Source organism: Pseudomonas spelaei (genome assembly GCF_009724245.1).
Classification (GTDB): Bacteria; Pseudomonadota; Gammaproteobacteria; order Pseudomonadales; family Pseudomonadaceae; genus Aquipseudomonas; species Aquipseudomonas spelaei.
Genome location: NZ_WNNK01000040.1, coordinates 15,852 through 38,373, shown reverse-complemented (window position 1 = coordinate 38,373; position 22,522 = coordinate 15,852). Strand labels below are relative to the sequence as shown.

Genomic DNA, 22,522 nt, shown 5'->3' with positions numbered 1-22,522 from the left:
TCCCAAAGGGTTGTCCCACTCAAGTCCAGTGCCCCATTGCTGTTCGCCCGTGCTTTTTTGACCATCGTTATTACGTGACAGGCTGGCACGCCAAGGCTTCTGCGGGTTGTTTTTCACCAACACCGAACTGCCGCCAACAGCATCGCCTGGCGCCAGCTCCATTTGCGCCTGATTGGATGGCAAACGGTTGAGTTGATCAATGGCCTGCTCGATCTCTCGCAGGTTCAGCAAGTCGCCGTTTTTACCGGGAAAGGCCATGGCCAGTTCGCGGTCTGACAGACCGCTGTTGTCAGCGCCTTTCAAACCTTCGAGTTTGCCTTCCACCACCAACACTTGCAGATGCCCCGTGGAAAGGTCTTGCTGTGGCAAGTAAGCGCGGCTGGTGACCAGGCCTTTGTCGATGTAGTAGTCGGTGATGACCTTGAGCAATTCATTGAGCTGGGACACGCCCAGGCACTGGCCGATATAAGGCTTGAGCAGGCGTTCGCGATCACCGGCAGGCAGGCTGTCGGCGCCTTTGATTTCGATGTCTTTGATGGGGAAGCAACGGGTGTCCACCGGCGCGGTGGGCGCTTGTGGCTTGGCCTCTTTGCCGGGCAGATCCTTGAGTTCTTCCAGACGCCGCTGCTGTTCTTCCAGCAGGCGGTTTTGCCGGTCGCGGATCAGGTCCTGATCGCCGGGCGTGGGGGCAGCCACCGCGCTGTTCAGCGCGAAGCAAGTCAGCAGGCAGACGCCCAGCAGCAGCCGAGTCCGTGGCGTGAGAGAAGACATGTTCGATCCGTCGAATTACAAAGGCTGGCAAATTAACATCGAAGTTCGAACGGGCCAAGATTCTGGCTTATTATTCAGAATTTCCTTAATCGCCATGCAACCTATTGATTATAAAAAATTAAATATCTTAGATAGATTTATTGAGTTGTATTTGGAACTTTTATTCCGACAAACGGCATTGGTTTTGATACAAATCTCGACTACGCCTGAACAAAACATTCCCACGCCCCGCGTGGGAATACAGCCGTGGCTTATCTCACTTCCCTGGTTCGATCCTGCCCCGCCACCAACTTCAAACCCTGGCGCTCAACATCCCGCGATACATGGGCCTTCACCGCCTCTACACCGCCTTCGTGGTCGTTATGAATCACCAACACACCCGGTCGGCGCAATTGCTCAAGGTCACCTTCAGCCAAGCTGAAACTCTCACTCAACCCTTTGTCGCTCAACACCTTGGCGGCCGAGCGCCGCTGGGCAAAACGCTTGCCGCGGCGTTGCTGGTAGCGCGCCCAACTGATCAACAGCACCGCATTGAACGCCGCAATCCACAGGTAAATCTGCAAGGTATCCAGCGCGGCGAAAATCGGCGCGTCAATGCGTGGGCCGCCATGGCTATCGAGCATCGGCACCAGCCCACGCACCAACAAAGTAATCAATCCGGCCCAGGCCATCAGGGTCAGTAAAATGTCGATGGCCTGCATCACAGGCCGCTGTGGGGTTCGGATCAGGTTCATGGGTTCATTTCCTTGCCGGGGGCTTTGATTCCGCGGTCCGGGCTGACCCAGCGCGCGCGTTTCTGGTGTTGGCGGAACAGCACTTTGGGAAAGCTGACCAAGGTGGTGAACAGGCTGACCAGCCAGAACACCAGCGGATACCAGATGGTCCAGAACAGGGTTTTCCACAGGTCCCGCTCATAACGCCGGTCGATCATGATGCTCACCGCAAACTGCACCAGGCACACCACCGCCAGCAGCAGGCCGGTGAAGGCCGGCGGCATCAGCGAGTCGACGGCGATGGCGGCGGGCAGCGTGACGAACTTGCCCACGGCCCAGAAGATCACCGACAGCAAGAAGGTGAAGGCCCAGCCGGTGGACAGGCAGTATTCGAACAACAGCGGCCACAGGTAGCGATGGCGCCATTGCCAGATGCCGCGAATGTTTTTGAACAACACTTCGGCACCGCCCTGGGCCCAGCGCAGGCGCTGCTTCCAGATGCCGCCAAGGGTTTCCGGCATGAGAATCCAGCACAGCGCGCGCGGCTCGTAGAAGATGCTCCAGTGGTCCAGCTGCAGCTTCCAGCTGACGTCAATGTCTTCGGTGATCATGTCGGTGCTCCAGTAGTCGACCCGGTCCAGGGCCGCACGACGGAACGCAACGACCACGCCGGAGACGGTGAAGATCCGTCCGAATACCCGCTGGGTGCGCTTGATCAAACCGATGATCGAGGAGAACTCACCTACCTGCACCCGACCGATCAAGGTTGAGCGTGTGCGAATCCGTGGGTTACCGGTGACCGCACCCAACCGAGGATTGTCGAGCATCGGTGCCACCAGATAGGCCGCCGCGTTACGGTCAAGCAACGCATCGCCATCGATACACACCAGGTATTCGCTGTGGGCCGCCACCGCCCCCATGCGCAACGCCACGGCCTTGCCCTGATTTTGTGCCAGGTGCAGCACCCGCAGGCGCGGCTCCTTCAACGCCAAGGCATCAAGCACGGCAGCGGTGTTGTCGCTGGAGCCGTCGTTGATGGCGATCACTTCGATGTTGCGATAGTGCTGGGCCAGCGCCGCGCCAATCGTCTCAGTGGCGTTGTCGCCTTCGTTGTAGCAAGGGATCAGGATCGAGATCAGCGGGTTGCCGGCCAGTGTCGGCGCCGGGGTGTCCTCATCCCAGGGCCAGTGGCGCTCCCAGTGCAGCCAGAAATACAGGCCGCCGGCGATCCACAGCCCAGACATGAACAGCGGATAGAAAAACACGAAGTCCATCAGGAACTGCCCGGTGACCAGGAAGATCAGGCCCAGGGGCACACCCAACACTAATGACAAGACGAGAAGAGCAAGGATTCTGTCGAACATGAGTCAAGGATTCCATTGGTTGGAAAGGGCCGGACGCACGGTTTTCAGATCCGGCGAATTCTCCAGGAAGTTGTCGGGGTAGTAACCAAAACTGGTGACGCCCTGGCGCTTGAGCACACCCATCCATTCGGCCATTTGCGCACCGGAAATATCGGGCGCGGCCGCAGTGCGCCAGTCCTTGCCTTGCAGCTCGAAGACCGTGCGTTCCAGTGCACCAGGACGGGCCTTGACGGTGGCCACGAGTTTTTCCAGCCAGGCGTTGGAGTCCTTGAGGCTTTGGCCTTCCATCAACGGCATGGCCATGGGCGCGGTCCAGTCGTAGCTGGTGAGGAAGTCGTCGAGGTTCTGCGCGAACCAGGCTTCGCTGCCCGGGTTGAGCATCGGCTCGGCGAAGATATTGCGCGCGGTCTGCACCTGCGGCCCCCGCAACTTGCGGACCTTGGCGGTCAGCTCATGGGTGAAGTCGATCAGGTAGCGGCTCTTGAAGCGGGTCCAGCGTTGCATCACGGCCGGGTCGGCGCGCAGGGCGGCGATGTTATCCGGCAGGCCGCTGGCGGCGTATGCCTTGAGCGCTTGGGGGCTGGCGTCTTCGAAGTCCGAGAACACCGCATCATCGTGGAACAGCACGCCGTCGATGGCACTGGTGCGGGCCAGGTCTTCGTAGATCTCGCCAATGATTTGGCGCACCTTCGGGTCAAACGGCGACAGGCGCTGATACTGGTCTGGATCGACCGCCACCTTGCCGGTCTTCGGGTCCCAGCGGGTGACGCGGGGCAGCTTCGAATCGAGGGCAAAACTGAGCACCGGCATCCACGCGAAGACGTTGACGTGAGCCCGCGTACGCAGTTGCCAGGTGACGCGGTTGAACAGGTCGGCGCGCACCGGTAAATGGCGGTTTGGGAAGTACAGCGAATGCACCAGGCCATCGCCCTTCGGGTCGGCAAAGGCTTGCAGGAAGACCGTGCTGGCGCCCATGTCCACCACGCGCTGGATCAACTGGTCGAGGTTGCGCACCTGTTGGGCCGGGTCAGGGTCGTAGACGTTGTCCAGGTCCACATGCAGCACGCGCTGCGGTGGCAGGGTCTGGGCCGCCACAATGCTGTTGGCGAAGTGCTCGCCGTCCGGATCTGAAGCCACCAGGAATCGCGGGCTGCTCATCAGGTTGCCGAGGCTGTCGAGGCCGTCTTCCAGGGTCAGGGCCATCTGGTAGCCGTTCTCGCCCACCACCGCCAGCGAGGTGCCGTCGGCAGCGCCGTAAGGCCACACCCACACGCGCGGCGCCTTGCCGGTCACCGCGCGGATCTTGTTGGAGATGGCAGAGACATCGGCGCGCATCCGCGCCTGGAACTGCGCTTCGGTTTCGTAGCGGCCAGTGCCGGGATCAAAGCGGCGGGTGGTGGCGGCCGGTTGCAGGTTGCCCTGAGGGTTGGCCTGTATGCCTTTGTGGTTGGCGTCGGTGTGCGCGGCGATTTCCACCAGGCCGGATTGAGACACTTCGCGCACCTGCTGCCAGGTGAGGAACTCCGAACGCGGGCGTGGCGTGCCGGCAAAATCCACCGGCTGGTTCAGCGGCGTATCGACCCAACTGCCCACCGGCGCCAGCAGCGCGTGCCAGTTGTAAGCCCGCAGGATCGGCATCACGCGGGTATAGAAGCTGGCGTAGCCGTCATCGAAGCTGAGCATGATGGCTTTGGCCGGAAGCTCGGGGCCGCCGTTGCGCGCCGCCAGGATCTGGTCAACGGAAACCGGCTGGTAGCCGTTCTCACGCAGCCACGACAACTGCTCGATCAAACGCTCGGTGCGCACCGCCACCACCGCCTGATCGGGGTCGCGATCCTCGACGTCATGGTAGGCAATGCCCAGGAAATGGTTTTTCGGCCACGGCGCTTCGTTAGCGGGTTTGAGCCGCTCGGCCGGTGGAGTGAAAGGCGCGGGTTGCTGGGCGCAAGCACTGCTCAGCAGCAACCCCAGGGCCAGTAGGCATCGGGAAAGGACAGGCATGATCGGACTCTTCTAGAAGCGGTAAGTGAGGTCGACGATCAGGCGCAGATCGCTTTCGCGCTCACCGTCATAAGGTCGGCTGATCCAGCTCAGGTTGGCGCCGGTTTCCAGTACGTCGTTCCAGCGAAAACGCTGGCCGTAGCCGATCAACCCGACGCCACCGGTGGAGTAATCCCGCTGGCTGTAAGTACCCGCACCCACCTGGAACTGCTGACTCCACTGAGTCTCGTAGCGGTGATAGAGCACATGATTGACGTTCACCGTGGGCAATACGCTGAAGTCCGAACGCGGGTTGAAGTACGGCGTGTCTTCCTTGCTGTTGCGGCTGGTGCCGACTTCCAGGCCGAGATCGACTTGCACTTTCGGCGTGCTGTAGATGCCCTCACGACCGGTAAGCAGGGCTTCGACACGGTTGTTGCCATCGCTGAAATGGGACGGGCTCAGGGCCAGTTTCCATTCGCGGCTTTCATTGGCGCGCCAGCGGATAAAACCGCTGCCGCCGTTGGCCGTGATGTCGGCGTTCAAGGCCCGCAGCGGGGTGCTGGCCGAGAGGTAGTCGAGGCTACCGCCGTACTGCCAGTGATCGTCGATATCCCGAGCTACTGCGATGCGCGCGCCCTGTTTGGAACCAAAGCCGTAGGAGTGGTTGGAAACTTCGGCTTCCAGGGTCATGTCGCGGGTGCGCCGCTCCACGCCGAGGCGCTGCCAGCGGTGTTGGCCGGTGCCTTCCTGGAAGTCGGCGGTGGCGTAACCGACGCCCCCGAATACCCGCCAGTCTTCGTCGATCGGCGGGCTGTAGAGCAGGGTTTCGATGCCAAAGTCACGACTGCCGGCCACCGCACCGGCACCGCTGCTGCCGCCACCGTAGCTTTTGCCGGTGTAGGCTTCGACGCGCAATTCGGCCATGTCATGCACATCTCGCAGGCGGCTGAGGCGCTGCACCTGACGGTTGTCCGGGGCGCGGGCGACGACGTCATCGGTGAGCGCATCGAGCTGGCGCCACTCCTGCAAGTCCAGGGCGGTATGGCCTTGGGAGACTTCCAGGCCGATGTCACGCGGTGCCTGGCTTTCGGTTTCCTTGAGGCTGCTTTCGGCGCGACGCGGCCAGTCCCGGGCGCGGTACATGTCGGCCTGGGCCAGGCGTAGGCCAACGTTGCCCGGCGCCTTTTGCACCAGAGCTTCCAGGCCTTTTTCGCTGGACGGCAGGTCGGCGCCATAGGTGCCGGCCTGGGCGGCCAGTTGTTGGGCGTCCATCCATGCATCGTTAGGGTTGCCGATCGGCAGGCCCTTGAGTTCAACCCGTGCGGGTTGACTGCTCGCCAACTTATCGGCGACCTCGCGGGCCTCGCTCACCTGATCGTTTTCCAGCAGGGCGTAGAACAGCGCGGTGCTGTCTTCAACGCGATCGCTGCCTTCAGCATCCGGTGCGGCCAGCGCCTGGCGGTACAGCGGCGCGGCTTTTTCCGGCTGGCGCTGGTCGAGGTAAGCGGCAGCGACCCAGCGCAGGGCGTAGGTCGGCAACTGCACGCCTTCGCTCTTGAGGGTTTCATAGTCGTAGATCAATTCGGCGGTGCGCGCGCGGGCCTTGAGGGCGCCCAGGCGGTCGATGCGCCAGCGCACTACGTCGTCATGGGCACTGGCGTCCGGGGTCCAGGTGGCGAGCAACTGGTTGTAGTCCTTGAGGGCGCGGTCAGCGATGACGTAGCGCTCTTTTTCCGTGCGTGAAGCGAACTCGGCCAGGCGCACACGCTCGGCCGCGAGGTCGCCTTCCAAGTGGCGCTGGGTGACCGGGTCCAGCAGGCCAGGGCGTTGAGCCGCCAGGCGCAAGGCTGGCTCCGGCATCCGAGCGCGTTGCAGGGCAACGACGTACTCACGGGCGACGTCCGGCTTATTGCCGGCACGGATGAAAGCCTGGTCGAATTCGAACAGCGCATCAAAGGTCGAGCCCGCGCGAGTCAAGGCATAACCCAACGCCATGCGCCGATCTGCGTCGTCTGGCTTGGCGGTCACCAGGGCTCGGGCGCGCTGCACGGCTTCGGCAGCCTGGCCGCCATCGGCCAAGGTCAGGGCCAGGCCCAATTGCAGGTCAGCGTTGTTCGGCTCGCGCACCAGCGCCTGGCGATAGACCGCTATCGCCGGCTCCCAGCGCTGCTGGTTGCGGTAGGTACGGGCGACGGTGGCGAGTGCCTGGGTGGTCAGGTTGCGGTTGCGCCCCTGGGCCTCATAGACCTTCAGCACTTCGGCGTCTTGATGGGCCCAACTGGCGATCAGCAGGTGATCGCTGATCTGCCCCGGCGTCTGGCGCTCGGCAGGCAATTGACGCAACAGGTTGAGCGCCGGCGCATAGTTACCGGTGCGGGCCTGATGGATCAGGGAGTCGTAGGCAGGATCGGCCAAGGCCAGCGCAGGCAGCAGCAGTTGGCTGCACAGGGCGGCGCGGATAAACAGGCGCAATCGACTGTCGGTAGGAGGATGTGAGTGTTGCAGCATTTCGTCAGCTTCCCTAACACGGAAAGCTGTAGCGATAGGTTCACCTGTAAAACACACATCAGGCCGCCGGCGTCTGATGACCCGGCCAAGCTTTCCTGCGGCGCAATATCCGTGAGAGGGGCACAAAAAAGGGCAATTCCAAACAATTGTTCAGAATTGCCCTACAAACTCTACGGCCTAGCAAAACACCAATGTGGGCTTGTGTGGGAGCTGGCTTGCCTGCGATGCAGGCGCCTCGATGTATCAGCTACACCGAGGTGATGCTATCGCAGGCAAGCCAGCTCCCACACACACCCGCTCTCACATTTTGTCCGGTGGTGGCCCCAATTTTTACTGAGCGCCGCTGACCGCACCGAGTTTGCCGAGCACGCCGCCAATGAACTGCTCGACGGTCATTTTCTGGCCGTTGAAGGTCACTTCATTGTTGGTGTAGTTCAGCTTGGACACGATGTCGGTGCCGACCAGGGTTGCCAACTGGGTGCCGACGGCCATGTTGCTGATCATCTCACTGGCCATCTGGGATTGCTGTTCAATGGCTTTCGGGTCGGTGACGCCGCCAACTTGTGCTTGCAGGCCAGCGACATCGGCGAGCATCGGCTTGGAGAGGGTCAGGTTGGCATCCAGCAGCGAGATGATCTGCTTACCCAGTTCAACCGGTGGCAGTTCCATGGTCGAAGGCTTGGCCATATCAACCAGCAGGTTGAAACGGCTTTCGCCATTGGTGGTCTTGAGGGACAGGTTTTCCACCGCCACTTGCGGCTTGGCGGCCAGCAGTTGGTCGACATTGGCCTGGGCCAGCGCTTGCTCGGCTTCGGTCAGTTGCAGCTCCGGGATCGGTTGCCCGGCAGCGGAAGCGGCCTGCACCGGCTGCATCTTGTCCTGGTACAGCTTGGTCAACACCAGCATGGCCGGGATATCGACGTTCTTCATGCTCACGGCCATGGCCGCCGAACCTACTGGCTTACCCTGGTAACCGATCTCGTCGATCTTGTAGTCCACGCGGCCGGACAGGCTGTTGTCCTTGGCCTCGCTGCTGTCTTTCTGCTCGAAACCCTTGAAGGTCAGCACCGCTTGCTGCGGGCCGAAGGTGGCCTTGGTGTTGGTCAGCTCGATGGTGTTCTGGCCGGTGTAGAAACCGAAGGTGCTCTTGACCAGGTTGCTGGCCACGGTCAGCCCGTTCAGCTCGGCCTGGAACGGCGCGCCGTTGGCATCGACCAGCGAAACCTTGAGGGAGTCCATGTAACCGCTGGCCTTGACCTTCTGCGCGTCGGCGGTGCTGGTGAAAAGCAGGGCGCCGCCGGAGAAGTTCACCGAGGACTTGTCATCCTTGATTTCCAGGGGCAGCAATTCAATGTTGCCGTCTACCGAGCGGCTGTAGCCGATATTGGTCACGCCCTTGAGTGGCGTCACGTCTTTGGTGGCCGCGAACCATTTTTCGGTGGTGGCGTTTTTCTCAAGCGCGAAGTGACTGGTGGCCATGACCGGCAACCATTTCAGCGACACCAGGCGGGAGAACGGCAGCGGGCCGTGCTCAATGTGGTCAACAAACAGCAGTTCGGAGTCTTTGTGGTCTTCGCCGAACACCGAGCCTTGCGCCTTGAGGCGGTAGTGGGCGGTGCTGCTGAACAACTGGCGATCCAGGGACACCAGTTCGAGGGTCACGGTACCGTCGACGCCGGCCATGGAAGTCTGCAGTTCCTTGTTGGCATTCTGGATCGCGGTTTGCAATACCGGCTCCAATTGCTTACCGGTGTACCAGGCGCCACCTGCGCTGACGACGCCGACCGCGACAACAAAACCCAAAAGTACAACTGCTGGTTTATTCATGGAGTGACCTGATCAAATCCTGTTTGGATGTGGGCTGTCTTCCCTGAACACCCGAAGGGTGTCGGCTCAAGCCCGCCGAAAATCCGGGGAAGATTAGCATAGGCACCCAATCATAGCGGTAGGCCCCTCAGGAATACTCCGTCTCGATCTCGTCCAACTGATGGTCAAAGCTCTTCAGCCGCGCCGTCCACGTATACACCAGCACCTCGAACTCCCGGTGAATCACCGCGTTGCTCGGCGTGTCCGCCTTGGGGTCACAAAAATCCAGCTGGTAACGCTCCCGGGCCATGGCCGTGGCGACGTCGGACAGTTCCCGCGCGTTATTCAGCCAGTGACGGCCGTCGGCGACCTGTTGATCCAGCGCCACGCATTGTTTCTTCAGGGCTTCGAGGCTTTTTTCCAGGGGCGTGCCGGTGAGTTCGCCCATGACTTCCTGGAAGGTACGGCCGGGCTGCCAATAGCTGCCCCAAAAATAGCGGTCGAAGACGGTCTCGACCCGGCGCAGCGCGACTTTGGTGTCCCAGATGGCCACCCGCGTCTTGCCTTGCTCGAGCAGTTTTCGCTTGATGCGCTGGCCCTGGTAGGAGGCCCACGCCACCACACCGATGGACAGCACGGCAATCAGCGCGCTGGCGCTGTCGAGGAACACCATGGCCTTGTCGATTTGATGGGCAAGCATGATGCCGTAGAAGTAGGTCGCCGATAACAGCACCAGTGCGAAGAACACGCACCAGAAAGCGGGAGCATAAGGGTTTTTCATTATTGGAATCCCCATGAGCAAACGCGAGCAGTGACAGGTGGGTCATCAGGTGCCCACCTGTCAAAGCATAGCAACCTGCTCAGGGTTTGCTGGCTTGTGTGCCTTGCGTTCGTCCACTTTCCCAACCGCCACCCAACGCCAGGAACAAATCGATCTGGCTCATGGCAACCTGGGTGTTGGCGGCGGCCAATTGCGCCCGCACGTCGGTGTAAGTGCGGGTGGCTTGCAGGTCGGCCAGGAAGGACGCGCGCCCCGCCTGGAAGAAGCGGTGCGTCTGGTCGGCGGCCTGTTGCGCCGACTGCTCGGCATCGGCCAGGGCATCACGGCGTTGCAGTTGCGCGGTGTATTGCGCCAGGCCGGTCTGGGTCTCGCGGATGGCGTTGAGCACCACCCCGTCGAAATGTGCCAGAGCGCCCTGGGTCGCGGCCTCGGCCTCATGAATGCGCGCGCGGGAACCGTTGGTCGGTACTGACCAACTGATCAACGGACCAAAACCCCAACGGTTGGTCTGGGGCTGGCTGAGGTGATCGAGGGCGCCAATGGTGGCGACCGTCGCACCGATGCTGATATCCGGGTACAACGCACCCGTGGCCACACCAATGCTGGCAGTGGCCGCCGCCAACTGGCGTTCGGCCTGGCGCACATCCGGGCGACGCTTGAGCAGCGCAGCACCATCGCCTACCGGCAGCAATTGAGCGATGCGTGGTAACTCGGCGCAATCACGGGTGCCTGCGGGCAATTGATCGACAGGCTTGGCCAGCAACATCGACAAGCGGAACAACCCGGCTTGGCGCGCGGCTTCATAACGCGGCAGTTCGGCGCGCAAGGATTTGAATTGGGTCTGCGAACGGGTCACCTGGGTTTCGTCGCCACGCCCCGCGTCCCGCAAGCGCTGGGTCAACCGGGTACTTTCGCCTTGCAGGTCCAGGGAGTGCTGGGCGATTTCCCGCTCTTCGTTCGCGGCGCAGACCTGGGTGTAGGAACGCACCACATCGGCCACCAGGGTAATGCGGGCGATATCGGCCGCTGCCTGGGTCGCATCGGCACTGGCCTGGGCGCCTTCGATGCCACGCTGCAGGGTGCCGAACAAATCGAATTGATAGGACGTGGTGATGCCCACATCCCCGACATTGGTCACCGGCACTTTTTCCGGCAGCAAATAAGCCTCGCCGGACTCTTGCAAACGTTGCGCGCCGGCCTTGGCCCCGCCGCTCAAACCACCAGCGGACTCGGCTTGCTGCACCTGATAACGCGCGCGTTGCAGGTTGGCTGCGGCCACCCGCAAGTCGGTGTTGGAGGCCATGGCCTGGCGCACCAGTTCATCCAGGCGAGGGTCCTGATAGAGCTTCCACCAGTCGGCGGGCACCGGCGCCGACACGACATTACTGCCCTGCCCCGCCAATTGTCCTTGCAGGTCGGCACGGTGCACGGAGGCCTGGTCCGGCAGATGATAATCCGGCCCGACTACTTGGCAGGCCGAGAGCAATACCCCTAACCCGGCGGTCGCCAAAAGCGCTGCCGGTTTCATGGTTTATCTCCTTGCTTGGCCTGATCATCGAGGATCGACACCGTGGCGGTACGCCCGGCGATCATGCGGAAGTCTTCCGGCACATCGTCAAAGGCGATCCGCACCGGAATCCGCTGGGCCAGACGCACCCAACTGAACGCCGGGTTGACGTTGGGCAACAGGTTGGAGCCACTGCTGCGGTCGCGGTCTTCGATACCGGCGACGATGCTCTGCACATGCCCACGCAGGCGAGCACTGTCGCCGATCACACGGATGTCGACACTCTGGCCAACGTGAATACCGTCCAGCTTGGTCTCTTCGAAATAGCCGTCGATGTGGAAGGAATTGCTGTCCACCACCGACAACACTGGGCGACCGGCGGTGACGAACTCCTGCACGCGGGGCGCGCGGTCGTTGACGTAGCCGTCCACCGGGCTGCGGATTACCGAGCGATCCAGGTTGAGCTGGGCGCTGTCCACCGTCACCTGTGCTTCGGCCAGGGCCGATTGGGCACGGGCCACGCGCGATTGGCTTTCTTCCAGTTGCTCGCTGGCCACCAGGTTGCCCAGGCCTCGGTTACGCTTGGCTTCACGTTGGGCCTGAGCCAGGGTTTCCTGACGGTCGGCGACGGCAGCCTGGGCCTGGCGCAGGGCCAGTTTGAAGCGGTCCTGGTCGACAGAAAACAGCACTTGGCCGCGCACCACCAACTGGTTGTCGCGCACGTCCACTTGCTGGATCAGCCCGGACACGTCCGGAGCGATCTGCACAATATCGGCACGGATGTGGCCGTCACGGGTCCAGGGCGCAAACATGTAGTACATCACCATGCGCCAGACCACGACACAGGCGAAGCTCACCACCAATAACGTCAGAACTACGCGGCCGATGGTCAAAAAAGGTTTTTTCATGTCATCAGGTATCGACTGAGTGAATCCACGGCGCCCAGCAACAGAGCGTAGAGACCCACATTGAACAATGCCCGGTGCCAGACCAGGCGATAGAAGTGGAAGCGCGTCAACAACCCGTGCACCACCAGGTACAACACATACGTAATGCCCATCAGCACCAGCAGCGTGGGCAGGAACACCCCGCTGACATCCAGATCACCGATCATAAAGGCGCTCCATCGGGTAGCGGCGCGTCCAGTTCTGGGCCGCCAACAAATTCCACGCCCGGCAACAGCGCCAGGCGCAAGCCGCTGAGGGCATGCAACAGGTGCAGACGGGTTTCGTCTTCACCTTGCAGGCCCTGACCGTTGAGGGCACGGCGGGTACGGTCCATGGTCATCAGCAGACCGCCGGGGGCTGGCAGGCGTTCGCCAGCTTTCAGGCAGGCCTTGAAGTACCCTCCAACGCCCTCCACCACTTGATTGAGCAGCACACGCGGCACGCCGAGGATGCGCGGCGAGTAAGCCAGCAGGTCCAGCAGATTCAGCGCTACCCGCACTTCGCGCAGCGCGATGCCGGTGTCTTGCCCGGTCATTGCCAGGCGCGGCAGGTGCTGCATCAGGCGGTCGAGCAGGCGCACACCCATCTGCCGGTGCTCGGCCAGGGTCGCAGGCTCGGTGAGGCCGACGATATCGCGCCAGCTGAAACGAGTCAGGCGCTTGGCGGCGTACTCCGCACCGAACGGTCGGGCGATCAGGGTCCAGACAAAGGCGAACAACAGGCCCATGGGGCCGGCCAGGTTGGAGTTGGCGAAGGCCAGGAAGTCCGCGTCGTAGGCACCCTGGATGCTGATAAACGATGAGGTGTTGACCAGGGTCAGCAGCATGCCCAGGTAGAAACGCGGTTGCACCGTCAGCGTGCCAATGCAGATAAAGGGTATGGCGAAGGCCAAGACCAGCATCGGGAAATCGTGCAGGTTGGGCAGTACCAGAAACAGATAGAGGCTGGCGAGCAGCACCGACATCGCCGTCCAGAAAAAGAACCGGTAAATCTGCGGCGCCGGGTCGTCCATGGCGGCGAAAAAGCTGCAGGCCACGGCCGCCAAAATCACGGCGCTGCCGCCATCGGTCCAGCCCAGCAGGATCCACAGTACCGAAGCGACAACGATTGCGGTCACGGTGGAAAACGCCGAGTAGAACATCAGGCCACGGTCAATAAAGGGCGTCAGCCGGCCCAGCCGCCAGTGGCGATACACGGCGCGCCAATTATCCTGGCTTTCACACTGGATGGCCGCTTGCAGGCTGCGGCAGTCCTGCCACAGGTCGATCCACTCACCCAACCGGTAGAGGGCATTGGAGAACAGCAACTGATGACGGTCATCCAGGGCTTCGGCGTCAGGTTGCAGGGCTTCAATCTGGTCACGCAGGGCGCGCCAGCGTTCGACGGGCGCGTCCTTTTGAGTGTTTTCCAACCATTCGACGGTGGCGTCCAGAAGCGGCGTAAACCTTCCGACCAGCTCCGGCGTGCGACGCTCCAGGGCATACAAGGCGTCGTCGAGGGCATCCACCACCGGCAGCAGATGGATCATCCGCCCACGCAACTCTTTGGTGTTGCGCACCGTTTGCGGCCGCGCGCCCTCGTGGGGCAGTTGACCGATCATCAACTCCAGGGTGTTGAAGGTGGCGACCATGCCGCCGCGCAGGGTGCTGACTTCTTCGGGTTGCACGTTGCGGGTCAGGAAGCGCTGGCTGTAGACCTGTGCGTCGGCAAACCACTTGCTGACCGAATCATCAAACACCGGCGCCAGGCGCCGAGGCCAGAACATCGCGCCGACCACCGCCGCCACGGCGATGCCGAGGAATATTTCTTCGGTACGCGCCTCGGCCACGTCCCATACCCCCAGGGGGTTATCCACCACCGGCAGGGCAATCAACGGCAAGGTGTAGCCAGCGAGCATCAGCGCGTAACTGTTGGCGGTGCGCAGGTGCAATGAAAGGAACAGCAAGATCCCGGTCCACAGCGCAATCACCACCACCAGCACATACGGGGTCTGCACAAACATCGGCACAAAAAATACCGCCGCCGCCGCCCCCATCAAGGTGCCGACGGCGCGGTACAGCGCCTTGGAGCTGGTCGGGCCCACAAACGGGCTTGAGACGATATACACCGTGGCCATTGCCCAATACGGGCGCGGCATCTGCATCAACATCGCGATGTACAACGCAATCATCGATGCAGCAAATGTTCGAACGCCGTAGAACCAATCCCGTGCCGGCGGCATGCCGGAAAAAAATCCGTTCAAGGCGTCACGACCGCTGGGTGTTGGTTGGCGGCCTCGAAGGCACGCAGTACACGCAGTGCGGTCTCCAGATCATCGTGGTCGATGTCCGCCAGCACTTCACGGCGCAAGCGCACCAGTTGTTCCTCCACCGCCTGCACCAGTTCACGGCCACGGGCAGTCAGGCTCAGGGCCTTGGCACGGCGGTCATGGATATCTTCAGTGCGGCACACGAAGCCGGCGTTGCACAACTGGTCCAACAGGCGCACCAGGGACGGGCTTTCCATCCCGGACGCCTGGGCCACCTTGACCTGATGCACACCGTCGCCCAGGCGGCCGATCATCAACAGCGGCACGGCGCAGGCTTCGGAGATGCCATAGCTCACCAGCGTGGTCTGGCAGATTTTGCGCCAGTTACGGGCACCCACCACCATGCTGCTGCTGATGTTCATCTGGAGTTGTTCGAGGGTTTGGGACACGGGATCATCCGCACAATGTTAGTTTGCTAACTATCAATATGGTGGATGGATCCGACTCAGTCAAGTTTTGATACAAATTTGAGGATGGGTGGTGGCAGTGAGGTAAGTAAAGCGGGTTTGGAGGAAGGTATTGAAGATTTTCAGGGTGCTACAAAACAATGTGGGAGCGGCTACAACCATGGGCAAGCACCGCTCCCGCGCCTGGGAGCAATTATTCGGCAAAGTTTTTTACACCCCGCGCCCACTCCTCAACAGCAAATTCAATTCATCCACCACCTCCGCCCAATCCGCATCTTCCAAAATCTCGTCCTGCAAGAACGCCCGCTGGCTGTCGCTCCAGAAAAACGCGTCCGCCAGCTTCAAATCCGGCTTAAGCGGTGAATGTGCCGTGATGAATTGCTCGATGCTTTGTGCGTCGTCAGGCAATCCGAGTTGCTTGAACAACGAAGGCAGGCTGTGGACTGGGGATTCCATGACAGGTTCCTGATGAAGGGATTCACTGGAGTCTAGCCCAGGCGCCGGTCGATACCGGTCGCCTGCGCCAGACGGACATTAACCGCAACCGTCCTTGGGCAATGGCCCAGGCACGTGACAGAGCACGAACAAACGCGCCCTGGCACCACCGCCATCTTGCTGGCTGAGCAGGCGCCAGCCGTCGGGCAGCGGGGCAAATTCATCCGGCCCGTCGCTGCTGCTGATCAGCCAGACACGCTGGGTCTGAGGCGCAAGTGCCGACAGGCGGTCGAGGTAGATGCGGCCACCGTCCTGATCCACCAAGGTGCCAAACCCGTAGGCATTGGGCCGCGTCGACTTGCCCTGGGCCGTCGGCGGTGTGTAGAGCTGCAATTGGGCATCGGTCTCGTCGTAATACACATAGGGCAAGTACCAGAGCATGTCGCTGATGACGATGCGGTCGTCCTCTTGGTAGTTACGATTGACGAATTCCACCGCGACGTTGAATTGATCGTGCTCGTCGACGGTGAAGTTGCTCTTTAATCCCACCAACTCCACCCCGACAAACAACACCACCAGTGCCGCACCGAGGATGCGCAAGCGAGCCCCAAGGCGATCCACGGCCAAGGCCACGACGATGGGCAAGCCCAGGGCGTAGACGGTGAGATAGCGCTCGATGAATACCGGGGAAATAAACGACACGCCATAGACCAGCAGCATCGGCAACAGGAAAAACAGCGCCAGCAACCAGCCGAACCGATAACGGCTCTGGTCTCGCCACGCGGTCACCCCCAACACCACGATCAACAGCACCGGCACCAGCACAAACAGGGGACGCCACAGGCTATCGCCCTCGTCCTGGATCAGGAACTGCCAGATCATCGCCGGCACGGAGAACAGGGTGACCGGGTCTTCCCAGCCTATGTCACCGCCGACCTTGAGCTGTTCGACGTGCTGCACCAGGTCCAGCAGATTCGGCAGCCAAGGCAGGTACAACAAGACAATCGCAACGTTGGCCCACCACCAACCCGGACGGGTGATCAACCGCAGGTTCGACGCCTGCGGCAAGCGCAGCAGCCCCAGCCAGAACCAGTGCACCAGCACGCACAGGGCGGTGAAATAGTGGGTGTAGAAGCCGGCGCTCAGCAGTAGTACATAGGCCACCAGATACCGCGCCCGTTCTGGCTGCCGGACCCAATAGACCAACGCCAGGGTGGCCGCCAGCAGCCACACCGCCAGCAACGAGTACATCCGCACTTCCTGGCTGTAGCGCACCGCCGTGGGCAGCAACGCCAGCAGGATCCCGGCCAGCACCGCCGCGCGACGGGTGGCGATCACACGCGTCAACCAGATGCCCAGGCCCACGGCAACCACACCGGGGATCACGCTCATGCTGCGAATGGAGAAAATCCCGTCACCAAATAGCCCGATCCAGCCGCGCAGCAGGAAAAAATACAGCGGCGGGTGCACATCATGGGCCGCGTGGTACCACAGGTCGCCCGGTGCATACTCGCTCAGCAGCAGGCTTGAGCCTTCGTCGCCCCAGACCGCCGATGCAGTCAGGCCATAGAAGCGCAGGATCATGGCCAGCGCCAGGATTGGCACCCACCATAACCGGCTGATCCAGCCGGCCCCTTCCCAGGCACCCGACAGGCGATTGAATGCGGGAAATGCCCCGACCTTGTCGTCTTGTTCTACCACAGTCCGTCGCACCTCTATTCCCCCACCACTGCCACTTTCCAGGGCAAAACCTGCGCTTGCGCGAACAATCGCCACTCTAGGTCAAAAGCACGCGATTCGCCTGTTGTTTCGCAATGTACGAGCCGCGCACGATACCTGGGACTGCGGGGTTAAATCACTGACTTCCTATCGGGAAAATCTGAACTTTACGCAGGCCCTCACTGCTGCTTTTTGTAGGTTCAGGCTATGCTTGCGAACTTCCACGGATTCAGGATCAAGGACTCTTCATGCGCATCGGTCTTCTGTCACCCTTGGCACTGGCGCTGCTCGCCGGCCTTTCCCTTCAGGCTCAGGCCAGCTCCGACGACTCGTGCTACCCCGACTGGCGGGTGTCGCGTAACAATCTGGACGGGTGCAGCAACCTGCCCTTCCTGAGTCCGGGCAATGACAGCCGGGTCAACCTGCGCCTGTTGCTGGCCGACAAGAAGGCCGCGCCGCTGGCGCCCAACGACTTGGGCGAAGAAGACCTGGCCCAGGGCTTTGGCCCGGTACCGTTCCCGGTGTATCGCCTCGCCTCCCCTGCGGATGAGCCCACCGATGAGCCCGATGACTCGGGTACCGCCTCACTGGCCGAGATGCTGACATCGTTGGGCATCGCGCGTGACAACGACAAAGCAGCAGGTGACGCCTTTCTCGCTGGGGAAGGCAGCCGTTGCCGCAGCAACAACGATGACAGCACCGCTGCCTTTATCAACCAGGTGGTGAAAGCCGATATGCCGCCCGCCGAACGCCAACTGCTGGCCAAGCAACGCGTGCAGATGCTCACCGCCTGTAGTTGGGACGGCGTGGCAAGCAGCGACGCCGAGCAGTTGAAATCGGCCGACGGCAAGGTGCTGCTGGCGTACCTGCAAGCCGCCGGTGACTTTTACAGCGGTCGTTTTGCCGAGGCGCAAAAAGGCTTTGCAACGCTGACCGACAGCAGCCTGCCCTGGCTCAAGGAAACGGCGCTGTACATGACCGCCCGTACCGCGCTGAACAATGCCCAGCAAAACGCTTTCGATGAATACGGCACACCGTCTCTGGAGCATGTGGATAAGTCCGCGCTGCAATTGGCCGAGACAGGCTTTGATGACTACCTGAAAGCTTATCCACAGGGTGAATACGCCACCTCGGCCCGTGGCCTGCTACGCCGAGTGCATTGGCTTGCGCCCAACCCGGACAAATTGGCGGACGACTTCACCTGGCAACTGACCCAGGCCAACGACGCCCAGCGCAACGTGTCCCTGGATGAATTGGTGGAAGAAGCCGACACCAAACTGCTGATGAGTACCACCGAGGCAGTGAAGAACCCGATGATCCTGGTCCTCAACGACCTGATGTGGATGCGCGCCGGCAACCCGCCCAAGCTGACCCGCGAAGCCCTTGACGCGCAAAAATCGATCTTTGCCCAGGAGCCCGCGCTGTACGACTACGTGCAAGCGGCATTTGCCCTGTACGTGGAGCACCAACCCGACAGCACCTTGAAACTGCTGCCGCAGGACGTGCCGTCGACCCTCGATTACTTCGCGTTCAGCCAGCAAACCCTGCGTGGCCTGGCCCTCGAAGCCAAGAACGACTGGAAAGACGCCGAAGCCCTGTGGCTGCAACTGCTGCCGCTGGCCAAACAACCGCTGCAACGCGACCAGTTGGAACTGGCCTTGGCAATGAATTACGAGCGCAGCGGGCAACTGGCCAAAGTGTTCGCCAGCGATTCACCCATCAGTGCCAAGCAAGTGCGCTACATCCTGCTGCGCAACGTCGCCGGCCCCGAACTGCTGCGCCAGCAACTCGCCCACGCCAGCGATCCGGTGGAACGCCAGACCGCGCAATTTGTGCTGCTTTATAAAGACCTGCTGCACAGCCAGTTCGCGACCTTCGCCGACGACCTCAAGCAACTGCCCTCCCCGGCCCCCGAGGACAAGATCGGTACCAGCCTGGGTTACGTCTACTCCGGCGGCAAACCCCTGCAACTGTTCCAGTGGAACGGTGAGAAAAGCGAATCCGGCTACGCCTGTCCGAGCATCGCGCAAACCGCCAGTACCTTGCAGAGCAACCCGAAAAACCCCCAGGGCCTGAACTGCTTCGGTGAGTTCATCCTGCGTAATGGCCTGGACGGTATGCCGCTGGAGCTGGCACGTTCCGCCGGCAGCCTGGGCAGCACCGCGTCGGACTTCAAGGGTGAAACGTTCTCGCGGCTCGACGGCTATATGCAGGTCATCGACAACGCCAAGGCACCCCATAACGACAAAGCTTATGCGCTGTTTCGCGCCATCAACTGCTACGGACCGGCCGGCTACAACAGTTGCGGCGGCGAAGAGGCCGACAAGAGCGAGCGCAAAGGCTGGTTCCGCCAGTTGAAAACCAAGTTCGCCGATACCCAATGGGCCCAGTCGCTGCAGTATTACTGGTAAGCCGTGAAAGGCTTCTGGCTGGCCTTGCTCTTGCTGGCAAACCCGGCCTTCGGCGCCGTGGATGCCGGTGACTATGACGCCTTCTGGCTGTGGAGCGGCGTCGCTCCACAGCCGGTGCTCAAACAGGCAAAAACCCTGTACATCCTGCAAGGCCAGATCAACTCCACCCGCCGCGCGCCCAAACGCGGCGTGCAATTCATCGCCCAAGGCATGAGCGTGCCGCGCCTGACCCAGGGCGAGGTGTGGATCGTCTACCGTGCCCACACGCTACGCTGGCCGGAATCGGTCTACACCCAACTGCTGGGGCAAGTGCAGCGTTGGCGGGAGGCAGGTAACCCGGTGGTCGGCATCCAGATCGACTTCGACGCCCGTACCCAATACCTGCACGAATACGTCGATTTCCTGCGTGACCTGCGCCAGCGACTGCCCAAGGAGTTGCGCCTGAGCATCACCGGGCTGATGGACTGGAGCAGCAACGCCGACCCTGCATCCATCGCGCAACTCAATGGGGTGATCGATGAAGTGGTGGTGCAGACCTATCAAGGACGGCACAGCATCCCGGACTACGCGGCGTACTTGCCGCGAATGAATCGGTTGGGGGTGCCGTTCAAGATTGGGCTGATTCAGGGTGGGGAGTGGGAAGAACCGGGGTATTTGAAAGGGAGTGATTGGTTTCGAGGGTATGTGGTGTTTTTGCAGAACTGACCTGGCGCTTGACATACGCTAGGAACTCATGCGAAAAATCGTCCACAGTCCATGGACAGTGGACACCTCGGTTTAAGCCAGAATGAAAAGTCAAGATATCGTAATTCTCTTTAAGCTGATCAGCTTGGGCCTTCAAGACAAGGAAGAGAGGGTTAAAAAGCACGAGTTCAATGTGAGACGAAATGGAAGCGAAGCGAGGATCATTGAACTGAGTGAGATCACATCCAGCTTCCCTATGGATACAAAAATTGATCTCGCCCAATCTGAAGACTGGAGGGGTTGGGAGAACCTTGAAGACGAACTGGACAGACTCGATAGCACGGACAGTTATTCCGTACGAGCACTCTCCGCTTCGCTAGCGTTGAGCAAAAGTGAAGTATCCAACGCCCTGAATCGCTGCCGCGAGATCAACCTCATTCACACCGAACGCCTGAGTGGCCAACCGATTGTCAGGAGCGCGGCTCTCCTGGACTTCGTAAAATACGGCATCCGCTACGTGTTTCCGGCAAAACCAGGGCCTATCGTACGCGGTATCCCCACCGCCTTTGCCGCACCAATCATGGCCGGCAAAGTCATGAGCGGCGGAGACCTTATTCCTGTCTGGCCGGACGCTTATGGGAAAAGCAAAGGACAGGAAATAACACCTCTGTATAAAACAGTGCCGGGAGCCGTCAAGAAAGACGAACTGCTCTACCACTTCCTAGCCCTCGTCGACGCCATTCGCATCGGAGGTCCACGAGAGACCAGCGTGGCAGACGCCATGCTCCGGGAGTGGATCCTGTGAATTCAAACAGAACAATGATGCTGCAAATGCTTGAAGAGGTTGCCGAAGCACTAGGCGAAGAATTGCGCGAGCAAGTGGCCTTTGTCGGCGGATGTACCACTGTCCTGCTTATCACCGATGAATACACGCAAGAATCGATTCGCGGCACCGACGATGTGGACCTGGTCATCCATCTGACCAGCACCGCTGAGTGGTACCGGCTGGAAGAAAACCTCAAACCCAAAGGGTTCAAAAATACTGGACAGGACACTGTCACTTGTCGCTTAAGGTTGGGTGCCCTGAAAGTCGATTTCATGCCGACAGATGAGAAGGTACTGGGGTTTTCAAATACCTGGTTTGTCGGTGGGCTGAAAAATGCCCTCTATCACGGCCTACCCAACGGGGCTCGGATCAAGGTATTCGCTGCACCGTGGTTTCTTGCTGCGAAACTGCAGGCTTATCAGGGAAGAGGCAATGGTGATGTGCTGATGTCCAACGATATTGAAGACATCATCGCCCTGATAGATGGCCGGGAGGAGCTGGTTGAGGAAATGAAGCAAGCACCGCAAGAGCTAAAACACTTCGTCAGCGAGCAACTCTGCGCTTTACTCAGACTGACGGCATTTCAGGATGTGGTTCAAAGTACGGCCCAAGGCCCTGACCGTGAAACGTTGATTCACGACCGCCTGAGCACAATAATCGCATTTGGGAGTCACGATTGACTTTGCATCTGACCGTGACCCGACAAGGAACCAACAGGACAGAAAACAGGGATATCACAGGTTCTGCACACAACACAGGGGTGTACCTCTACGTCATAGCCGATGGCACTTCCAAGCTGGGGAGCAGCGAGTTGGCGCGGACCCTGGCTCAACATGTACTGACGTCTTTTTCCCGCGTACATCCCTCTGATATCTCATGCCCTGACAAGACTCTTGAACTGACGCTCATCTCACTCAACGAAGTACGTTCAACCCTTTGCTCAAACTACCCAGTGGCCTCCACCAGCTACCTCGTATTATTGGTGCATGGCCAAACAGCTATCTCTATTCACGCTGGCGACTGTTGCCTGGGACGAATTGAAGAGGACCTATCCGTAAACTGGCTGAGTCCGCCTCACTGTGTGCTCAATTGGAAGGGCGACCAGAGCCATGACCATATCGCCAGCAGCCCTGCCCGTAAAACACTGTGGAACTGCATGAGTTATCGCAGACCGCATGAGCCACACATTCAGTCGTTACAAACAATCCCTGACACGAAGTGGATCTTGGCCACCGACGGTTTCTGGGCTGAACTTTCGACCGAAAAGCAACTCAACGCTATTGCAAGTCAAAGCCTTGATGACTGCCCAAGTGAAGACGACATCACCTTTATGCTGCTGCAACCCTAGAGCC

19 protein-coding genes are annotated in these 22,522 nt (G+C 60.6%); 5 read left to right on the top strand and 14 right to left on the bottom strand.

The annotated features are described in order from the left end of the window. From GNF76_RS27800 to GNF76_RS27735, 14 genes are all read right to left on the bottom strand, one after another. On the bottom strand, positions 1 to 771 hold a 771-nt coding region (locus GNF76_RS27800; protein WP_178123631.1), incomplete at its 3' end, for a ShlB/FhaC/HecB family hemolysin secretion/activation protein. A 251-nt stretch (positions 772 to 1,022) separates the two neighbouring features. Further along, positions 1,023 to 1,505 (bottom strand): poly-beta-1,6-N-acetyl-D-glucosamine biosynthesis protein PgaD, encoded by a 483-nt coding sequence (gene pgaD, locus GNF76_RS27795; RefSeq protein WP_155586255.1) that lies wholly within the window; start codon positions 1,503 to 1,505, stop codon positions 1,023 to 1,025. Then, positions 1,502 to 2,848, bottom strand: coding sequence for a poly-beta-1,6-N-acetyl-D-glucosamine synthase (gene pgaC / locus GNF76_RS27790; RefSeq protein WP_155586254.1), 1,347 nt, complete (start codon positions 2,846 to 2,848; stop codon positions 1,502 to 1,504). The genes pgaD and pgaC overlap by 4 nt, the downstream gene beginning before the upstream one ends. 3 nt (positions 2,849 to 2,851) lie before the next feature. Then, positions 2,852 to 4,849, bottom strand: coding sequence for a poly-beta-1,6-N-acetyl-D-glucosamine N-deacetylase PgaB (gene pgaB / locus GNF76_RS27785; RefSeq protein ID WP_155586253.1), 1,998 nt, complete (start codon positions 4,847 to 4,849; stop codon positions 2,852 to 2,854). 12 nt (positions 4,850 to 4,861) lie between these two features. Beyond that, positions 4,862 to 7,339, bottom strand: coding sequence for a poly-beta-1,6 N-acetyl-D-glucosamine export porin PgaA (pgaA, locus tag GNF76_RS27780; protein WP_155586252.1), 2,478 nt, complete (start codon positions 7,337 to 7,339; stop codon positions 4,862 to 4,864). Between the two features lie 330 nt (positions 7,340 to 7,669). Continuing rightward, the gene (locus GNF76_RS27775; protein ID WP_155586251.1) at positions 7,670 to 9,166 is read right to left on the bottom strand and encodes a YdgA family protein; all 1,497 of its coding nucleotides are present in this window, start codon (positions 9,164 to 9,166) and stop codon (positions 7,670 to 7,672) included. A gap of 127 nt (positions 9,167 to 9,293) precedes the next feature. Continuing rightward, positions 9,294 to 9,926, bottom strand: coding sequence for an NADH:ubiquinone oxidoreductase subunit N (locus tag GNF76_RS27770; protein ID WP_155586250.1), 633 nt, complete (start codon positions 9,924 to 9,926; stop codon positions 9,294 to 9,296). Positions 9,927 to 10,005: 79 nt separating this feature from the next. After that, the gene (locus tag GNF76_RS27765) at positions 10,006 to 11,454 is read right to left on the bottom strand and encodes an efflux transporter outer membrane subunit (protein WP_155586249.1); all 1,449 of its coding nucleotides are present in this window, start codon (positions 11,452 to 11,454) and stop codon (positions 10,006 to 10,008) included. Next, complete coding sequence (locus tag GNF76_RS27760; protein ID WP_155586248.1) at positions 11,451 to 12,341, bottom strand: efflux RND transporter periplasmic adaptor subunit; 891 nt, start codon at positions 12,339 to 12,341, stop codon at positions 11,451 to 11,453. Before GNF76_RS27760 ends, GNF76_RS27765 begins: the two co-directional genes overlap by 4 nt. Next, the gene (locus GNF76_RS27755) at positions 12,338 to 12,547 is read right to left on the bottom strand and encodes a DUF1656 domain-containing protein (protein ID WP_155586247.1); all 210 of its coding nucleotides are present in this window, start codon (positions 12,545 to 12,547) and stop codon (positions 12,338 to 12,340) included. The genes GNF76_RS27760 and GNF76_RS27755 overlap by 4 nt, the downstream gene beginning before the upstream one ends. After that, positions 12,544 to 14,622 (bottom strand): FUSC family protein, encoded by a 2,079-nt coding sequence (locus tag GNF76_RS27750; RefSeq protein WP_155586246.1) that lies wholly within the window; start codon positions 14,620 to 14,622, stop codon positions 12,544 to 12,546. Before GNF76_RS27750 ends, GNF76_RS27755 begins: the two co-directional genes overlap by 4 nt. Further along, positions 14,619 to 15,050: a MarR family winged helix-turn-helix transcriptional regulator gene (locus GNF76_RS27745; RefSeq protein ID WP_155586261.1), complete on the bottom strand. Its 432-nt coding sequence runs from the start codon at positions 15,048 to 15,050 to the stop codon at positions 14,619 to 14,621. The genes GNF76_RS27750 and GNF76_RS27745 overlap by 4 nt, the downstream gene beginning before the upstream one ends. 255 nt (positions 15,051 to 15,305) lie before the next feature. Beyond that, positions 15,306 to 15,551 (bottom strand): DUF2789 domain-containing protein, encoded by a 246-nt coding sequence (locus GNF76_RS27740; protein ID WP_155586245.1) that lies wholly within the window; start codon positions 15,549 to 15,551, stop codon positions 15,306 to 15,308. A 78-nt stretch (positions 15,552 to 15,629) separates the two neighbouring features. Continuing rightward, a complete protein-coding gene (locus GNF76_RS27735) occupies positions 15,630 to 17,231 on the bottom strand; it encodes a glycosyltransferase family 39 protein (RefSeq protein ID WP_379652584.1) in 1,602 nt (533 codons plus the stop codon). A 266-nt stretch (positions 17,232 to 17,497) separates the two neighbouring features. Here GNF76_RS27735 and GNF76_RS27730 point away from each other — a divergent pair, with 266 nt between their 5' ends. The 5 genes from GNF76_RS27730 (at position 17,498) to GNF76_RS27710 (ending at position 22,518) form a co-directional block, all read left to right on the top strand. Next, complete coding sequence (locus GNF76_RS27730) at positions 17,498 to 19,660, top strand: PA5441 family protein (protein WP_155586244.1); 2,163 nt, start codon at positions 17,498 to 17,500, stop codon at positions 19,658 to 19,660. 3 nt (positions 19,661 to 19,663) lie between these two features. Further along, on the top strand, positions 19,664 to 20,365 hold the full coding sequence (locus GNF76_RS27725; RefSeq protein WP_178123629.1) for a DUF3142 domain-containing protein: 702 nt from the start codon (positions 19,664 to 19,666) through the stop codon (positions 20,363 to 20,365). Between the two features lie 82 nt (positions 20,366 to 20,447). Further along, on the top strand, positions 20,448 to 21,149 hold the full coding sequence (locus tag GNF76_RS27720) for a hypothetical protein (protein WP_155586243.1): 702 nt from the start codon (positions 20,448 to 20,450) through the stop codon (positions 21,147 to 21,149). Continuing rightward, the gene (locus GNF76_RS27715; protein ID WP_343037854.1) at positions 21,146 to 21,850 is read left to right on the top strand and encodes a hypothetical protein; all 705 of its coding nucleotides are present in this window, start codon (positions 21,146 to 21,148) and stop codon (positions 21,848 to 21,850) included. Before GNF76_RS27720 ends, GNF76_RS27715 begins: the two co-directional genes overlap by 4 nt. Continuing rightward, entirely contained in the window at positions 21,847 to 22,518 is a 672-nt protein-coding gene (locus GNF76_RS27710; RefSeq protein WP_155586242.1) for a protein phosphatase 2C family protein, read from the top strand. The genes GNF76_RS27715 and GNF76_RS27710 overlap by 4 nt, the downstream gene beginning before the upstream one ends. Positions 22,519 to 22,522 lie beyond the last annotated feature (4 nt).